Genomic DNA, 16,271 nt, shown 5'->3' with positions numbered 1-16,271 from the left:
TGCAAAACATATGGTCACGGCACGGGTCTGGGTAAAGGAACTGGCCTGGCGTGAGCCGGAGGCTGTGTTTGCAGCATGGGGAGATGCGCCGTGGTGTGCGTTTCTGGATAGTGGCGGACCGGTAGAAGGCCGCAGTCGCTGGCAGATTTTTTGCCGAACGCCGCGTCAGATTCTTGTGGTGCAGGGTGGGCAGATTTTTCAGAATGCCGAACCGCCTGTTCCCTTTGCGCCAGATGCATTGTTTGTCCGGTTACGGCAGGCCATGCCGTCTGCTGTTATCCGCGCAGATGGGCCAGAGGGGATGCCGGAACTGCCATTTTACGGTGGATGGGTCGGGTTTGCAGGATACGGTCTCGGGCAGCAGCTGGAACATATTTCGCCCCGTCACTCTGCGCAGGATGAGCCGGACTGGGCTTCCGGCTTTTATGATCATGCCTTTGTGTGGGATCGTCTTTCAAAACGTGCTTTTGTTACGGGCGTTGTGTTGGAGGGGGATCAGGATACCGCTGGGGGCCAGTCGGTTGCGGCGCATGTCGCAGCATGGGAGGCTGTGCCTGAGGGCTTGGTCACTTTGCCAGATGTGCCTTGGGTGCAGTTGCGTCTCGATCAGTCCCGCGCATCGTATTGCGAGGCCATAGAGCGCGCTAAAGCGTATATTGCTGCCGGGGATATTTTTCAGGTGAATATCACGGGGCGTTATTTTTCCTTATTTCCAAAAGAATTTCCAAATACGGCATTGTATCTGGCTCTGCGTCAGAAGGCTCCGGCACCGTTTGGCGCGTATTTGTCCTGTGGGGCGGGATACGCGTTACATTCCACGTCCCCTGAGCGGTTTTTGCAGTGTGACGCGCAGGGCGTTGTGACATCCCGGCCCATCAAGGGTACAGCCCCGCGCGGGCAGACGCCGGAAGAGGATGACGTTTTTGCGGCTGGTTTGAGCGCAGATGACAAGGAGCGGGCTGAAAACCTGATGATTGTGGACCTCATGCGGCATGATATTGGCCGTGTGGCGCGGGTTGGGAGCATGAGTGTGCCGGAATTTCTCAGGGTGGAACGCTTTGCCCATGTGCATCATCTGGTGTCTGAAGTGCGGGGGGAACTGGAGGCCGGGAGGGATGTGTTTGACCTGCTGCGTGCTACCCTGCCACCCGGCTCTGTGACGGGCGCCCCGAAGCATCGGGCTATGGAAATTATTGAAGAACTGGAAGCTTCTCCGCGTGGGGCCTATTGCGGGAGCGTGCTCTGTGTCGGGGTGGATGGCCGTTTAGAAAGTTCTGTGATTATTCGAACGCTTGTCCGGAAAAAGGACTCTCTGACACTGGCCGCAGGTGGGGGGATTACCATCCTCTCTGACGCTCAAAAGGAATATGAAGAAATGCGCCTGAAACTGGCTCCTTTCCTAGCGCTTTTTGGAGATGAGGCATGAGTCTGGTCTGGCTGAATGGGCATCTGTGTGAGGCTGCACAGGCGCATGTTAGTCTGACGGATCGGGGGCTGACGCTGGGGGATGGCCTGTTTGAAACGCTCCGTGTGCAAAATGGACGTGTGCGCCATCTGGATTTGCATATGCAGCGTTTGCAGCATGGAGGAGCGGTGCTTGGGCTGGCAGTTCCTGATGCGGCGACAGTGGCGCAGGCCGCGCAGGCGCTTTTGCTGGCAACGGATGTGCAAAACGGCTCTGCCCGTCTGACAGTCACACGGGGTGTGGCTCCGAGAGGGCTTTTGCCGCTACAGCAGGGAGAGCCTACCGTTTTTATGACGGCTACGGCAGGGCAGGCAACGGTGTCATCGGTCTCCCTCATGACAAGCCAAACCATTCGGCGTGATGAGTTATCCCCCTTAAATCGTCTGAAAAGCCTGAATTATCTGCCTAACATTCTGGCCCGGCAGGAGGCCATGCGGGCTGGGTGTGATGAAGCCCTGTTGCTGAACGTGCGCGGAAGAGTGGCGGAAACCCCCATCAGCACGGTGGTGATTCAGGAGGGGGACGAGTTTTTTACGCCTTCGGTGGGGGAGGGGGCATTGCCGGGAGTTGCGCGGGCCGTGCTGTTGCAGGCGGGGCTGTTGCGGGAAGAGCCTCTCTCTCTGGCGCGACTGAAGGCCGCAGAGGGACTTTACCTGATTAACAGTCTGAGTGTGCGACAGGTGAAGGCGTTTGATGGTGCATCGGTCAGACAGTCCGCGGCCGGTCTGAGCAGGCTATGTGCTGCGCTGGACATACCGCTGCCCGCATGTGGGGGAGCGTGAGGCCGCCTTTCCGTTCTGGCAGGTGTGCTCTGTAAATAAGGAAAGGCAACCTTTCCGGAAAGGCCTCGTTAGAGGCATGAGTGCGTATCTACATCTTGAACGGGAGGATATCCCATGTCTTCAAAACTGTATTCCATGACTCTGGCTGTTTCCATGCTGATGGCCCCGACGCTTGCGTTGGCGCAGACAACGCAGAGTGATTCGGTTCCCGGCGCGCCGACCGCAAATTCTGCGGCGTCTCAGGTTGGTAAGGTGCCGCCTGCGGCCAAGGACGAGAACGGCAATCGGGTCGAGCCGTCTCATAAACTCTGGAACAACCCGCGCACCGAGGCCGAACAGCCCGGGACGCAGCCGCCGTCCAATGGTGGCAATGGTCAGGACTCGACGACGAACCGCGGCACCACAACTCCGGGCCCAAAAACCGAAAAGCCTGATCAGCCGACCAAGCCCCGTAAGCACTACCCCCTGCCGCATTCGCCTAAATAAAAAATGTTCTGGAGCCCTTTGTTTCTCAGTGGAGCAGAGGGCTCTTCCTTTATAATACGCTAATCCCTTGCTAATCTGGCATGCAGAGGTGGGGCTTGTCTGATCCTGGGGGAAAGACCAATCCTAGACGGCATGACCCGGTGAGGTGGTGCCGTTTTTTTGCGCATTCGCCTCTGGTACTATGAGAGGTGACCCATGCAGGAAGAAGCAGTCAAAGAAAAACTGGCTGAACAGGTCTCTGCCCCGGAGTATGATCTGCGGCAGATCGATTGTGATCCGAATTTCTGGTACCCCATTGCGTGGTCGCACAAGGTGCGCCCGGGAAAGACTTTTCCTGCCCGGTATGCAGGGCACCCCATTGCCTTGATTCGTCCGGAAAATGGTCCGGTTTATGCGCTGGAAGACCGCTGTGCCCATCGGCAGGTCCCTCTGAGCAAGGGGAAGGTCGAAGGTGACTGCATCAAATGCTGCTATCATGGCTGGGCGTTTGACCGTGCGGGCCAGTGCGTCACGGTGCCTTATCTTAATAAGGAAGGGGTGGGGCGGCCTGTTAAGTCTTATCCCTGCCGGGAAAAAAGCGGTCTGATTTTTGTGTTCCCCGGAGACCCTGCTCTGGCGGACAGCGTGCCGATGCCTGATATCGCGCAGGTTGAAAATCCGGAATTCAAGACCCGCCGTTTCCATCCGCGTCTGAAATGCCACTACACCTTCATGCATGAAAACCTGATGGACATGAACCATCAGTTCCTGCATCGGCGGCAGATGGGGTCCATCACGGCCCGCTTCATGGGGCAGGACAAGGGCGAGAACTTTCAGGAAGCCCGGTACAGCTTTGCCCGTAAGGGTGGCAACCAGCCGCTGGCTGAAGCTCTGATTTTTGGCAAGCATCGTGAGATTGAAGGGCAGGAACAGCCGGTGGAGGAAATTGTCTCCATCCGCACCACCTACCCGTACCAGACTCTGCAAATTCATGACAAAGATGGTGATCTGGTGATGGACCTGTGGGTGGCCTATGTGCCGCTGGGGTCTGACCAGCTGGGCACCCAGACGTTTGGTCTGCTCTCCGTCAAGAAGCCCAAATGGGGCTTTCTGCTGGATATGGCCTGGCCGGTTCTGGGGATCTTCACGCACCGTATTTTTGAAGAAGACCGGGAAATTGTGGAGCTCGAACAGAAGGCCTGGCGTGAGCTTGGGGGCGACCACAACATTGAAGTCTTCCCTATTGTGAAGGCTCTGCGGGCTCTGCTTGCCCGTAAAGGCGTGCCCAACGCAAACGCCAAACCCATCCACAAGGGCTGATAACCCGCATTTTTGCCTTGCAAGGGCCAGCGAAAACCGCCATATCGGCATCGCTTGGCCCAGGCCGGGACTACGCACGCGAAGCCATACACCTTCTGGTGCCCTGAACAGTAAAGGGGCCGTGCTTCGCGGAGGATTAACCAGATAAGGTAGGAATACGCCCCATGGCGATGCCAGATTTCACACTCCGCCAGCTGCTTGAAGCTGGTGTTCACTTCGGTCACCACACCCGCCGCTGGAACCCGCGGATGGAGCCATACCTCTTCGGTGTGCGTAATCAGGTCCACATCATCGACCTTCAGCAGACCGTTGGCCTGCTTGACCGCGCTCTTCAGGCAATCCGCAACACGGTTGCCGGTGGTGGCCGCGTTCTGTTTGTTGGCACCAAGCGCGCCGCAGCAGAACCGATTGCTGAAGCTGCAAAGCGCTGCGGCCAGTATTACGTCAACCACCGCTGGCTGGGTGGCATGCTGACGAACTGGAAGACCATTACGGGTTCCATCAAGCGTCTGCGCCAGATTGAAGAAACGCTGGATGGCGGCACGTCCGGTCTGACCAAGAAAGAAATTCTTGAGCTGACCCGCGCCCGTGACAAGCTCGAACGCTCCCTCGGCGGGATCAAGGAAATGGGCGGTCTGCCCGACATCCTGTTCATCATCGACACCAACAAGGAAAAGCTGGCTGTTGAAGAAGCCAACAAGCTGGGTATTCCGGTTGTGGCGATTCTGGACAGCAACTCCGACCCCAAGGGCGTGACCTTCCCGGTTCCGGGTAACGATGACGCCATCCGCGCCATCTCCCTGTATTGCGATCTGGTCTCCTCTTCCGTTCTGGACGGGATCTCCGCTGAACTGGGCGCTTCTGGCCAGGATTTCGGTGCTGCTGAAGAACTGCCGGTTGACCCGGCTCTGGAAGCAGAAGTTCCGGCTGCAGCGCCTGAAGCTGCTGCTGCTCCGGCACCTGCTGCAAACTAAAGTTTTGCTGGCCGGCCCGCGCATGATCTGCCGGGCCGGTTTTTCAGATACGATAGATGCCTGCACACAGGCATGACAGCCCTGTGCGCGCCCCCAGGGGCGCGTTCCGGTTTTTAAGGAGATGAACTATGGCGGCCATTACCGCTGCACTGGTCAAAGAACTGCGCGAAAAAACGGGCGCAGGCATGATGGACTGCAAAAAGGCTCTGAACGAGTCCAACGGTGAAATTGAAGGTGCCGTTGACTGGCTGCGCACCAAGGGCCTTGCTGCTGCTGCCAAGAAGTCCGGCCGTACCGCCGCTGAAGGTCTGGTTGCTGTTGCATCCGAAGACAAAAAAGCAGCCATGGTTGAAGTGAACGCCGAGACGGACTTTGTGGCCCGTAACGAAGCGTTCCAGAGCTTTGTTGAATCTGTTGCTCAGGTTGCTCTTAAGGTCGGTGACGATCTGGAAGCTATCAAGGCAGCAACACTGGCCAGCGGCCGCACGGTTGCTGATGAACTGACGCACCTGATCGCCACCATTGGTGAAAACATGTCCCTGCGTCGCGCTCGCGTGTTCACGGTGCCGTCTGGCGTTGTGGCAACGTATGTGCACGGTGCCCTGCGCCCGGGCGTTGGCAAGATTGGTGTTCTGGCTGCTCTGGAAGCTCCGTCTGCTTCTGACGCCATTACCCAGCTCGGCCGCCAGATTGGCATGCACGTTGCTGCAACGCGTCCGTCCGCTCTGGACGTGACCAGCCTTGATCAGGCTGAAGTTGAGCGTGAACGCGCTGTGCTGATCGACCAGGCGAAAGACTCCGGCAAGCCGGAAGCCATCATCGAAAAGATGGTCGAAGGTCGTATCCGCAAGTTCTATGAAGAAGTTGTTCTTCTGGAGCAGGTGTGGGTGCATGACGGTGAAAGCCGCGTGAAGAAAGTTCTGGAGAAAGCTGGCGTGAAGCTGGTTGGCTTTGACCGCTTCCAGCTGGGCGAAGGCATTGAAAAAGAAGCCGACGACTTTGCTGCAGAAGTGGCCAAGGTTTCCGGCGTCTAAGTCGGGCGTTTCTGCACGATGATGCAACAGGGCGGGACTTCCCTCGACAGGGAGGCTCCCGCCCTTGTGCTTTCTGCGGCCTTGCTGGGTGAAAATAACGCCCGTGTGCATGTGCTGACAGAAGAAAACGGGCTGGTGCGCGGTGTGGTCTATGGGGCCAGATCCCGCGCAGGCAGCGCGTTATGGCAGCCGGGAAATCTGGTTAAAACCCGTTTTCAGGCGCGCTCTGCCAGCGGCATCGTCCGGCTTTCTGGTGAATTACTGTATGGCTGCGGCTTCCGACTGCTGGATGCGCCGCTCACGCTGGCCATGGTCCAGTCCGTCTGTGTGCTGGCCGATGCGGCTTTGCCGGAAGGTGAGCCGTGCCCGATACTGTTTGCCAAAACGGTAAAACTTCTCAGTTTTCTGGGGTTTGACCCCGCCGTGTCCGAGCGGGAAGGACTGCCAGATGTGGTGCGCTGGGAATGCGCTTTGCTGACGGAACTTGGCTTTGGTCTCGATTTTTCCGCTTGCGCAGTGACAGGCGCCACAACGGGCCTCGCCTATGTATCTCCCAAAACAGGAAAAGCGGTGTCTGAAGACGGTGCCGGGGAATGGAAAGACAGGCTCTTGCCGCTTCCGTCCTTTCTGCTGTCTGAGGAGGAAACCGGCACACCGGAGGACTGGCTGGCCGGGTTAAGGCTGACAGGTCATTTTCTGGCGCGGGACGCCTTCGGACAGCGGCATCGTCCCCTGCCTGCGGCGCGGGAGCGGCTGGTGGATCGGGTGGCGCGTCTTGCCGGACAGCCGAATGAGACGCCTGAAGAAGAAGGAGACTAGAACAAAACGCGTCACAGCGTTATGTCTCAGGCTGTATGAGAGCCGGCATTGGGTCTGGGGAGCAGGAAATGAGCGAGACATTTGAAGGCCATATTGAGGATACCAAGCTGGCGGATGCGCTCAGTGAACGGTATCTGGCCTATGCGCTGTCCACCATCATGTCGCGCTCGCTGCCTGACGTGCGGGATGGCCTCAAGCCGGTGCATCGTCGGCTTGTTTACGCCATGCACCAACTCAAGCTGGACCCGTCCTCCGGCTTCAAGAAATGCGCCCGTGTGGTGGGTGACGTTATTGGTAAATTCCATCCGCATGGGGATGCCTCGGTTTATGAGGCGCTGGTGCGTCTGGCACAGGAATTTGCTGCCCGCTACCCGCTGGTGGAAGGGCAGGGGAACTTCGGTTCCATTGACGGCGATAACGCCGCCGCCATGCGATACACGGAAGCGCGGCTGACCGAAGTCGCCAAGGCTCTGCTGGACGGTATTGAAGATGATGCCGTCGATTTCCGCCCGACCTATGATGGTGAAGAGCAGGAACCGGTTGTGTTGCCTGCGGCTTTCCCGAACCTGCTGGCCAATGGTGCGGCCGGGATTGCTGTAGGGATGGCCACCAGCATTCCGCCGCATAATGCTGCCGAAGTCTGTGCGGCTGCTGCACTGCTGGCCCGTAAGCCAGACATTACCACGGCTGAACTGCTGGCGTTGATGCCGGGGCCGGACTTCCCGACCGGTGGCCTGATTGTTGAAGATTCGGACGCCATTCTGAAAGCCTATGAGACAGGGCGTGGTGGCTTCCGCATGCGGGCGCGGTGGGAAGTCGAACAGGGGCGTTTTGGCACCTGGCAGATTATTGTCACCGAAATTCCGTATCAGGTGCAGAAATCCCGTCTGATTGAGCAGATTGCCGATCTTCTGGAGCAGAAGAAGCTGCCGCTTCTGGGCGACATTCGGGATGAAAGCACGGATGAAATCCGCCTGGTTCTGGAGCCAAAAACACGCGGCATTGAGCCGGAAGTGCTGATGGAAACCCTCTTCCGGGCGACCACGCTGGAAAGCCGCTTCCCGCTGAACATGAACGTGCTGAGTGCGGACCGCGCACCGGGTGTTATGGGCCTGAAGGACGTTCTGCGTGCCTGGCTGGACCACCGCCATGTGGTGCTGGAGCGTCGGAGCCGCCACCGTCTGGACGCTGTCCTGCGTCGGCTGGAAATTCTGGCAGGTTTCCTGGCAGTTTATCTGAATCTGGATGAGGTCATTCGCATTATTCGTGAAGAGGATGATGCGAAGGCCAGCCTGATTGCCACGTTCTCACTGACCGATCTGCAGGCCGAGTCTGTGCTCAATATGCGGCTGCGGAGCCTGCGCCGGCTGGAAGAGCTGGAAATCCGCAAGGAGCATGACGCGCTTTCAGCCGAGAAGGCCGAACTGGAAACGCTGCTGGGTGACGAGAAGAAGCGGTGGTTCCGTATCGGGCGCGAACTTGAGGGCATGGTCAAGAAATTCGGGCAAGGTCAGCTGGGCAAACGGCGCAGCACGCTCCAGTCCGCTCCGGCCCCCATTGATATCTCCGTAGTGGAAACGGTGGAGCGTGAGCCTCTGACCCTCATCCTGTCTCAGAAAGGCTGGGTGCGGGCTGTGAAAGGCCATGCTGTTGATCTGGAGAACCAGAAGTTCAAGGAAGGCGACGGATTGCGCCTTGCGGTGCCTTGCCAGAGCACGGACAAATTGTGCTTCTTCGGCACTGATGGGCGCGCCTTTACCGTGAAAGGCGCGGACCTGCCGCGAGGGCGTGGCGATGGCCAGCCAGTGCGTCTGCTGTTTGATCTCTCGAACGATGAAGACGTGATTACCGTGTTCCCGGTGCAGGCCGGTGCGCGTCGCCTTGTCGCTTCCAGCGCCGGGCGCGGCATGTTGGTGGACGAAGAGAGCATGGTGGCGGAAAAGCGTTCAGGCCGTCAGGTGCTCAACCTGAAGGGCGAGGAAAGCGCACAGCTCTGCGTGCCTGCAGAAGGTGATCAGGTTGCCGTGCTGGGCAGTAACCGCCGCTTCCTGATTTTCCCGCTGGAGCAACTGCCGGTCATGGGGCGTGGTCTGGGTGTCGGCTTGCAGAAATATGCCAAAGCCAGTGAGTCCCTGAAGAATGCAGTCGTCTTTAAAGCTGAGGATGGTCTGCTATGGCCCGGCAACGTGCGCCTGCGTCCGTTTGCAGACCTTCAGACCTGGGTGGGGAAACGCGCCGCTGTGGGTAAGGAAGCCCCCTCCTGGGCGCTCAAGAAAGCCTGAACAGGATTATTACGCCTCAGCATCCAGCGTGTGCCAGACGCCGTGGGTCAGGATTTCGGCAGGCTGGAAGCGGGATTTGTAGGACATCTTCCGGCTTTTCTGAATCCAGTAACCCAGATACAGGTAAGGCAGGCCAAGGCGTGCGGTTTCCTCAATAAGGAACAGCACGGCCAGACTACCGAGTGAACGACGGGGCAGGTCCGGGTTATAGAAGCTGTAGACAGCCGACAGCCCATCTTCCAGCCGGTCAATCAGGCTCACAATCATCAGTTCACCCGCTTCTGTTCGAAATTCAAACAGCATGGTTTCCACGGGTGTGTCTTCCACCATGCTGCGATAGTCTTCTCCCGTCATGGTGGCCATGTCACCGTCCGTATGGCGTGCTGTCTGATAGCGGCGGAAGAGGGCGTATTGTTCCGACGTGGTGATGGGCGGGATGCGCATGGCGTGCAAATCGGCATTGTGGCGCAGGGTGCGCCGCTGCGTGCGGTCTGGTTCAAAGCGATGCACGGGAATGCGGATAGGCGTGCAGGCCGAACAGGTGGCGCACACAGGCGCATAAGCCAGCGTATGGCTGCGCCGGAAGCCAGCGCGGGAGAGGCGGTTATGCAGGGCGTCCGCATTGGGGACGGCGAGATCCGCAATCACCTTCCGCTCCATCTGTCCCGGTAGATAAGGGCAGGGCTGGGGCGCTGTGGTGTAGAAAAACTGCGATTGCCGCAGTGTAGAAACCATACGTCATGTCCGGAAAAGGAGTGGCAGGCTGGTAAAACAAACAGCCTGCCAGACTGTAACAGGAACGCCGCCCGTAACGCACTGGCTTTCCGGCCAAAAGAGGTTTCACAGAAAGGCGATGCGGGCGGAAGCCGAAGCGCGGGGCTTCGGCTGCTGTTCAGACGCCGTATGTCTGTTTGATGCGCTCTGCGGCTTCAATCGCAAAGTATGTCAGCACGCCATGAGCACCAGCGCGGCGGAAGGCCAGCAGGCTTTCCATTACGGCGCGCTCATGGTCCAGCCAGCCATTCTGGATGGCGGCCATCAGCATCGCATACTCACCGGAGACCTGATAAGCGAAGGTCGGCACGGCAAACGTGTCCCGCACGCGGCGGATGATGTCCAGATACGGCAGGCCCGGCTTGACCATGACCATGTCCGCGCCCTCGGCAATATCCATTTCCACTTCACGCAGAGCTTCATCGCTGTTGGCGGGGTCCATCTGGTAGGTCTTCTTGTCGCCTTTCAGGAGATCCCCGGAGCCCAGAGCATCACGGAACGGACCGTAGAAGGCGCTGGCATATTTGGCGGCATAGGACATGATGCGGGTATCAACAAACCCGTTCTTGTCCAGTTCCGTGCGGAAGCTGCCAATGCGTCCGTCCATCATGTCGGACGGAGCAAGGATATCCACCCCGGCAGCAGCCTGATTGACAGCCTGCTGAGCGAGAATGGTGACGGACTCATCATTCACCACATAGCCATTCCGGATAATGCCGTCATGACCATGGCTGGTGTAGGGGTCCAGCGCCACGTCGCCAATCAGACCCACATTGGGGAATTCTTTTTTCAGCAGGCGCGCGGCCCGGCACATCAGGTTGTCCGGGTTCAGGGCTTCAGAGCCTGTTTCATTCCGGGCTTCAGCCGGCGTGATGGGGAACAGGGCCAGTGCGGGAATACCCAGTTTGGCGGCAGGTTCAACATGGGCAGCAAGTCGGTCCAGCGTGACGCGTTGTACGCCGGGCATGGAGGCCACATCTGTCACGGAGTTGGTGCCCTCCATGAAGAAAATCGGCCAGATCAGATTGTTGATGCCCAGAGAGGATTCAGCGACCAGTCTGCGCGTGAAATCATCAAACCGGTTACGGCGAGGGCGGGCCTGAGGGAAGCGACCAGCCAGCATGGGCGGGATCTCCATTGCGTGTCGGGCGGGCCTGATGGGCCGGGCAATGCGAGGCCAGATCAGGCAGAAACCCGACGGGGGTGAACAGCGGGAAGCGAGTATGCGCCGCTTCCCGCGTTATGCAACCCCATGCGCGCGGGGGTCAGGACCGCGCAAGAACGCTGCGATAGCGTCCGTAACCCAGATAGATGGCCATGCCGATGGCCAGCCACACGACCAGCCGGATCCATGTCAGCTTGTCCAGTGAGATCATGACGGCGGAGCAGCTGAGAATGCCCAGAACCGGAATAAGGTCCCCACCCGGTACGCGGAAGGCGCGGGGAGCATCCGGAGATTTGCGGCGCAGCACCATCACACCCGCACAGACCAGCACAAAGGCCAGCAGAGTGCCGATGGACGTCATATGCCCAAGGTCGGAAATGGGCAGGAAGGCGCTGAGCAGGCAGGTGATGATCATGAAGAAGATGTTGGACAGCCAGGGCGTCTGGAACTTCGGATGCGTGCGGCTGAACATGGGCGGCAGCAGGCCGTCTCGTGACATCGCAAAAAACACCCGGCTTTGGCCCAGCAGCATGCCCATGAGCACAGAGGTAAAGCCGCAGATAATGCCGATTTTTACCGCCAGTTGCAGCCAGTGGTAGGGTGTGCGGTTAATGGCTGTGGCAACCGGGGCGGCATCACCCAGCATGTCCTTGTAATTGACCAGACCGGTCATGACGAAGGAGAACGCGATATAGGCCAGCGAGCAGACCAGCAGGCTGCCCAGAATGCCGATGGGCATATCCCGCGCCGGGTTCTTGGTTTCCTGCGCTGTGGTGGAAACCGCATCAAAGCCGACATAGGCGAAGAAGATCGTGCCAGCGGCGCGCATGATGCCAGACCAGCCATAATGGCCGAACGTGCCGTCATTCGGCGGGATGAAGGGGTGGTAGTTGGCCGGGTGGATGTAGGAAATGCCAAACCCGATAAAGGCGGCAATCACCAGCAGCTTGATAACGACGATGACGGCATTGACCTTGGCAGACTGGGAGATGCCGCGGATGAGGATCATGGAGACCAGCCCGATGATGAAGACGGCGGGCAGGTTCATCAGCCCGACTGTCAGGCTGCCGTCTGGCATCTGCACAGTCTCAAAAGGGGAGGCTGTCAGGCGTGGAGGGAGCACAAGGCCCCACGAATCCAGCAACGAGACCACATAGCGTGACCAGCTGACCGCCACCGTAGCGGCACCCACTGCGTATTCCAGAACCAGATCCCAGCCGATAATCCACGCCATCAGCTCACCCAGAGTGACGTAGGCGTAGGTGTAGGCGCTGCCGGCAATGGGGATCATGCTGGCGAGTTCACTGTAGCACAGCCCAGCGAATCCGCAGGCTATGGCCGCAATCAGGAACGAGAGGATAACGGCCGGTCCGGCATTTTCAGACGCGGCAATGCCTGTCAGAGAGAAAAGGCCAGCGCCAATGGTAGCCCCCACGCCAAGGGCAACAAGGCTGCCCGGACCAAGAACACGCTTGAGGCCTTGCGAGGATTCCAGCTTATCCAAAGGCATGCAGCGCGTAATGAATGACGCTGCGGAAGATGCAGGCCTTTGCGTCATAGACTTTTCTCTCCTGTCTCGACCGTGAAGAAAACGACGTATAGAGCAATTGGTGGTCTTCGTCCCATAGAGAGGCTAGAGTATCTCTCTTAGCAAGATGTGTTTTAAACGTAACGAACGGCCTGGCACTTACAGGACAGTGCACAGGCCGGTTGAACGAGATGAAATGAGGAGCTCCTGATGAGCCAGACGGATCTGGATCGTTTTTTTCATGCGCCGGTTACAAAGACGGATCCGGATGTTGCAGCAGCGCTCGCCAGTGAGCTGAAGCGGCAGCAGGACGGCATTGAACTGATTGCCAGCGAAAACATGGTGTCTGAAGCCGTGTTGCAGGCTCAGGGCAGCGTACTGACCAACAAATATGCGGAGGGCTACCCCGGCCGCCGTTATTATGGCGGGTGCTCTGAGGTCGATAAGATCGAAGTACTGGCCATTGAGCGCGTTAAAACCCTGTTTGGCGCAGGTTTTGCCAACGTGCAGCCGCACTCCGGTGCCAATGCCAATCAGGCCGCCTTCATGGCGCTGTCCAAACCGGGTGACACCATTCTGGGCATGAGCCTGGCAGCTGGTGGCCACCTGACGCACGGTGCGGCGCCCAACTATTCCGGCAAGTGGTTTAACGCTGTCCAGTATGGCGTGCGCAAAGACGACGGCCTGCTGGACTACGAGGAAATGGAGCGTCTGGCGCGTGAGACCAGGCCGACCCTGATTGTGGCTGGTGGGTCTGCGTATCCGCGCATCATCGATTTCGCCCGCTTCCGCCGTATTGCGGATGAAGTTGGCGCGTTCCTGATGGTTGATATGGCGCATTTTGCTGGTCTGGTGGCCGCTGGCCTGTATCCGAACCCGCTTGAGCATGCGCATGTGGTGACGTCCACCACGCATAAAACGCTGCGCGGTCCGCGTGGTGGTCTGATCCTGACCAACGATGAAGCGCTGGCCAAGAAGGTCAATTCCGCCGTTTTCCCCGGTCTGCAGGGTGGCCCGCTGATGCATGTGATCGCCGGCAAGGCCGTGGCCTTTGGTGAAGCGCTTCAGCCGGAATTTAAGGAATACCAGAAAGCCGTCCAGAAGAACGCCAATGTTCTGGCCGAAGTTCTGGTGGAACGCGGGTTTGATATTGTAACGGGTGGCACAGATTCGCATCTGCTGCTGGTTGATCTGCGGCCCAAGAAAGTGACCGGTAAAGCTGCCGAGCATGCTCTGGAACGCGCAGGCATTACCGCCAACAAGAACGCCATCCCGTTTGACCCGGAAAAACCTGCCATCACCTCCGGTGTGCGTCTGGGCAGCCCGGCAGCAACGGCCCGTGGCTTCCGTGAAGCGGAATTCCGCCAGATTGGTGAAATGATTGACGAAGTGCTGACCGCTCTCGCCGCTTCCGGCGGGGAAGGTGATGCCGCAGTTGAAAACGCTGTGCATGAGCGCGTGCGTGAACTCTGCGCCCGTTTCCCGATCTATAACCGCTAAAACATGGAAACTGAGGCGGGGGCTTTGGTCCCGGCCTCAGGGTTCTTCAGGTGTAGCGGGCCAGCCGCACTGCGGTATGCCCGCGCATCGGCCTGAGGTTGGGCATGACCAGCAGGCAGTTATCATAAGGGGTTCTGATTTCTTCAGACCCGTCAAATGCCAGTAAAGTTCCTGCTTTTTTAATAATGTCGCCACTGCGAAACGTTTTGACAAACACAAAACGGGGCGTGAGAGCCTGTACGTTATCTGTCACCGTGACATGCCGCACCTTCTGGCGGCTAGCTGTGCTGTTGGTGCTGCCACTTGGCGAGACGGTGCCCATCTGTTCCAGAAAAGTCTGACAGACGCTCAGAGCCAGTGTGGCGGCAGCGGGTTGCCAGTGCTGCCCGGCTTCCAGCAGGCAGGCCTTGGCGGTTGTGCGGTTGGAGGCGAAGCGCACGTAATCAATCAGCCGGGGGCCATCCTCATGCCCGCTATCCTGCACCACCAGCGGCGGAGGGGTTTGAAAAGCCGAAAGTGCTGAGGCCAGCACGCGGCTTTTTTCTGTCATGTTGCTCAAAAAAAGTGGGTCAGCCGGCCACAGCATGGAATGCAGATCCAGCAGCGCATCAACCGTGTTGAGGATTGGCGCTACGGCACGCACACGGTCCATCTCATGCGATGTATGTGCCGAGGCAATGAGGTCTGGCTGCCAAAGCCGGTTCATGTCCTCATCAATAAAGCGGGACAGGGTAGGACGACACGGGTCAAACCGCGCATAGGCGTCCAGATTCAGAAAAATCAGAGTGAGTCGGCCCCGTTCCGGACGAACAGCGTGAGTAAGTAAATGGTCTAGCGCATAGGCTCCGGCATATTCATTGCCGTGCATGAGCGCTGTTATCGCGACGTGCGGGCCGGGGCGTGTGGCTTCAAAGTGATAGGCGCCGGGAATACCGCAATTCCCGTCCTGCCATCGGGTAAGTTCCAGCGGCGGGAGGGCGATATCAAAATGCGGCAGGGGAAGCTGCGGCGGGGGGAGTGTTTCTGAGAGGGTACGAAGACGGATGCGTCCCTGTTGCGTGTTCTGGCGGCGGGACGCACAACTCATGACGAAACCCAGCCTGTTATGCAGCCGAAAATCAGGAGGGCGTTTTCGCCAGATGAGGGGGTAAGACACAGCATGGCGGAGGAAGTATTATCCCCCTTGGCTCATGCTGCAATCCCATCTGTCTCAGGACTCGTCGGCAAGGGTCACAATGTTGGTATGTGCGCGGCTGGTATCATTGCGCAAACCGTCCCGCAGGCCAGCGAGCATCAGGGAGCGGATACGTGGAGTTGTCCGGTTTTTCCAGTAAAGCTTCAGCGTGCTGAGGAGCAGCAGTGGGGCAAACGGCAGGAAAAGCCATCCGGCAATTTTCTTGTAAAAAAGAATTCGGTTTCTGACGATGTAGTAGATTTTCCACCGGTTGCGCGCAAAGCTGACGGTGGTTTTGCAGTCATGAGAAAACCGGATGGCTGGCACAAACAAAATTTTCAGGCCGAGACTGCGTAACTTCCATGCGTAGAGAATATCATCCGCGTAGATGAACAGGTCTTTCTGCGGCAATCCCAGCGGGCCACGCACCAGAGCGGCCCGCACAAAAAAGCCCACAAAGGATGCATAATCGACAGGCAGAGGTTTGGTCTGCTGGTAGGCGGCTGGATCTATGGCAAAGGTACGTCTGCGGCTTTTCAGAAGGCTGCAAAATTTCCCAATACTGGCAAACGGGTTCAGACCGGGGCGATTCATGTCGCACACAGTCCCGTTGGGGAAATAGACTGCGGCGGCTACCCCGCCCACCGTAGGGGGCAACGGCAGGGACTGAAAGATTCTGAGTGCGTCAGGCTGCGGCCAGGCGTCATCATCAAAACAGACAAGCCAGTCACAGTTTGTCTGGCGGGCGGCATAGTCCATGCCGCGTGCAAATCCACCTGCACCACCGCTGTTTACGGTTTCATGCACGCAATGCAGGCGCGGGTCCATCTGGGTTTCAAGCCAGTCCCGCGTGCCATCCTGACTGGCGTTATTGACCACCACCACGGCTGAAAAATTCTGTGCGAGCGTGTGCTCCAGAACTGTTTTCAGCATGGGCAGCCGGTTGCAGGTGACAATGACGGCTGTCACCTTGCATAAATTTTGTCCGG

Annotated in this window: 14 protein-coding genes; 9 read left to right on the top strand and 5 right to left on the bottom strand. The window is 58.4% G+C overall.

Annotated elements, in window-relative coordinates; genetic code table 11:
• The first annotated feature begins 10 nt into the window (after positions 1-10).
• The 8 genes from ACHQGU_RS11430 (at position 11) to parC (ending at position 9,141) form a co-directional block, all read left to right on the top strand.
• A complete protein-coding gene (locus tag ACHQGU_RS11430) occupies positions 11-1,426 on the top strand; it encodes an anthranilate synthase component I family protein (RefSeq protein ID WP_395495085.1) in 1,416 nt (471 codons plus the stop codon).
• Complete coding sequence (locus ACHQGU_RS11425) at positions 1,423-2,247, top strand: aminotransferase class IV (RefSeq protein WP_395495084.1); 825 nt, start codon at positions 1,423-1,425, stop codon at positions 2,245-2,247. The genes ACHQGU_RS11430 and ACHQGU_RS11425 overlap by 4 nt, the downstream gene beginning before the upstream one ends.
• A 114-nt stretch (positions 2,248-2,361) precedes the next feature.
• Positions 2,362-2,733: a hypothetical protein gene (locus ACHQGU_RS11420; RefSeq protein WP_062141502.1), complete on the top strand. Its 372-nt coding sequence runs from the start codon at positions 2,362-2,364 to the stop codon at positions 2,731-2,733.
• 195 nt (positions 2,734-2,928) lie between these two features.
• Positions 2,929-4,032, top strand: a complete 1,104-nt coding sequence (locus ACHQGU_RS11415; protein WP_395495083.1) for a Rieske 2Fe-2S domain-containing protein — start codon at positions 2,929-2,931, stop codon at positions 4,030-4,032.
• A gap of 164 nt (positions 4,033-4,196) precedes the next feature.
• Entirely contained in the window at positions 4,197-5,006 is an 810-nt protein-coding gene (rpsB, locus tag ACHQGU_RS11410) for a 30S ribosomal protein S2 (RefSeq protein WP_043553616.1), read from the top strand.
• A gap of 128 nt (positions 5,007-5,134) precedes the next feature.
• Positions 5,135-6,040, top strand: a complete 906-nt coding sequence (gene tsf / locus ACHQGU_RS11405) for a translation elongation factor Ts (RefSeq protein WP_062141506.1) — start codon at positions 5,135-5,137, stop codon at positions 6,038-6,040.
• Between the two features lie 18 nt (positions 6,041-6,058).
• Positions 6,059-6,859 carry a DNA repair protein RecO gene (gene recO, locus ACHQGU_RS11400; RefSeq protein WP_395495082.1) on the top strand — a complete coding sequence of 267 codons (801 nt, stop codon included), beginning with the start codon at positions 6,059-6,061 and terminating at the stop codon, positions 6,857-6,859.
• Positions 6,860-6,927: 68 nt separating this feature from the next.
• Positions 6,928-9,141, top strand: coding sequence for a DNA topoisomerase IV subunit A (gene parC / locus ACHQGU_RS11395; protein WP_395495081.1), 2,214 nt, complete (start codon positions 6,928-6,930; stop codon positions 9,139-9,141).
• Positions 9,142-9,150: 9 nt separating this feature from the next.
• Here the strand turns inward: parC and ACHQGU_RS11390 are convergent, their stop codons facing one another.
• The 3 genes from ACHQGU_RS11390 to ACHQGU_RS11380 all read right to left on the bottom strand — a co-directional run bounded on the left by ACHQGU_RS11390 (position 9,151) and on the right by ACHQGU_RS11380 (position 12,638).
• Positions 9,151-9,876, bottom strand: a complete 726-nt coding sequence (locus tag ACHQGU_RS11390; RefSeq protein ID WP_395495080.1) for an arginyltransferase — start codon at positions 9,874-9,876, stop codon at positions 9,151-9,153.
• A 157-nt stretch (positions 9,877-10,033) separates the two neighbouring features.
• Entirely contained in the window at positions 10,034-11,038 is a 1,005-nt protein-coding gene (hemB, locus tag ACHQGU_RS11385; RefSeq protein WP_395496425.1) for a porphobilinogen synthase, read from the bottom strand.
• Between the two features lie 142 nt (positions 11,039-11,180).
• Positions 11,181-12,638, bottom strand: a complete 1,458-nt coding sequence (locus ACHQGU_RS11380) for an amino acid permease (RefSeq protein WP_062141512.1) — start codon at positions 12,636-12,638, stop codon at positions 11,181-11,183.
• Positions 12,639-12,818: 180 nt separating this feature from the next.
• On the opposite strand from ACHQGU_RS11380, the gene glyA reads away from it, so the two are divergent.
• Positions 12,819-14,108, top strand: a complete 1,290-nt coding sequence (gene glyA, locus ACHQGU_RS11375) for a serine hydroxymethyltransferase (RefSeq protein ID WP_395495079.1) — start codon at positions 12,819-12,821, stop codon at positions 14,106-14,108.
• Positions 14,109-14,154: 46 nt separating this feature from the next.
• Here the strand turns inward: glyA and ACHQGU_RS11370 are convergent, their stop codons facing one another.
• Both ACHQGU_RS11370 and ACHQGU_RS11365 read right to left on the bottom strand, forming a co-directional pair.
• Entirely contained in the window at positions 14,155-15,195 is a 1,041-nt protein-coding gene (locus ACHQGU_RS11370; RefSeq protein ID WP_395495078.1) for a succinylglutamate desuccinylase/aspartoacylase family protein, read from the bottom strand.
• Between the two features lie 123 nt (positions 15,196-15,318).
• On the bottom strand, positions 15,319-16,251 hold the full coding sequence (locus ACHQGU_RS11365; RefSeq protein WP_395495077.1) for a glycosyltransferase: 933 nt from the start codon (positions 16,249-16,251) through the stop codon (positions 15,319-15,321).
• Positions 16,252-16,271 lie beyond the last annotated feature (20 nt).

Source organism: Acetobacter sp. KSO5, from assembly GCF_044094635.1.
In the GTDB taxonomy this organism is placed as follows: domain Bacteria; phylum Pseudomonadota; class Alphaproteobacteria; order Acetobacterales; family Acetobacteraceae; genus Acetobacter; species Acetobacter cerevisiae.
Note: the sequence above shows the minus strand (reverse complement) of the source record. Positions and strands in the feature narration are given on the sequence as shown.

Excerpts from the sequence above, each read along its gene's own strand:
- ACHQGU_RS11430 (WP_395495085.1), top strand. The coding sequence starts at position 11 with ATGGTCACGGCACGGGTCTGGGTAAAGGAACTGGCCTGGCGTGAGCCG.
- ACHQGU_RS11425 (WP_395495084.1), top strand. The coding sequence starts at position 1,423 with ATGAGTCTGGTCTGGCTGAATGGGCATCTGTGTGAGGCTGCACAGGCG.
- ACHQGU_RS11420 (WP_062141502.1), top strand. The coding sequence starts at position 2,362 with ATGTCTTCAAAACTGTATTCCATGACTCTGGCTGTTTCCATGCTGATG.
- ACHQGU_RS11415 (WP_395495083.1), top strand. The coding sequence starts at position 2,929 with ATGCAGGAAGAAGCAGTCAAAGAAAAACTGGCTGAACAGGTCTCTGCC.
- rpsB (WP_043553616.1), top strand. The coding sequence starts at position 4,197 with ATGGCGATGCCAGATTTCACACTCCGCCAGCTGCTTGAAGCTGGTGTT.
- tsf (WP_062141506.1), top strand. The coding sequence starts at position 5,135 with ATGGCGGCCATTACCGCTGCACTGGTCAAAGAACTGCGCGAAAAAACG.
- recO (WP_395495082.1), top strand. The coding sequence starts at position 6,059 with ATGATGCAACAGGGCGGGACTTCCCTCGACAGGGAGGCTCCCGCCCTT.
- parC (WP_395495081.1), top strand. The coding sequence starts at position 6,928 with ATGAGCGAGACATTTGAAGGCCATATTGAGGATACCAAGCTGGCGGAT.
- ACHQGU_RS11390 (WP_395495080.1), bottom strand. The coding sequence starts at position 9,876 with ATGGTTTCTACACTGCGGCAATCGCAGTTTTTCTACACCACAGCGCCC.
- hemB (WP_395496425.1), bottom strand. The coding sequence starts at position 11,038 with ATGCTGGCTGGTCGCTTCCCTCAGGCCCGCCCTCGCCGTAACCGGTTT.
- ACHQGU_RS11380 (WP_062141512.1), bottom strand. The coding sequence starts at position 12,638 with ATGACGCAAAGGCCTGCATCTTCCGCAGCGTCATTCATTACGCGCTGC.
- glyA (WP_395495079.1), top strand. The coding sequence starts at position 12,819 with ATGAGCCAGACGGATCTGGATCGTTTTTTTCATGCGCCGGTTACAAAG.
- ACHQGU_RS11370 (WP_395495078.1), bottom strand. The coding sequence starts at position 15,195 with ATGAGTTGTGCGTCCCGCCGCCAGAACACGCAACAGGGACGCATCCGT.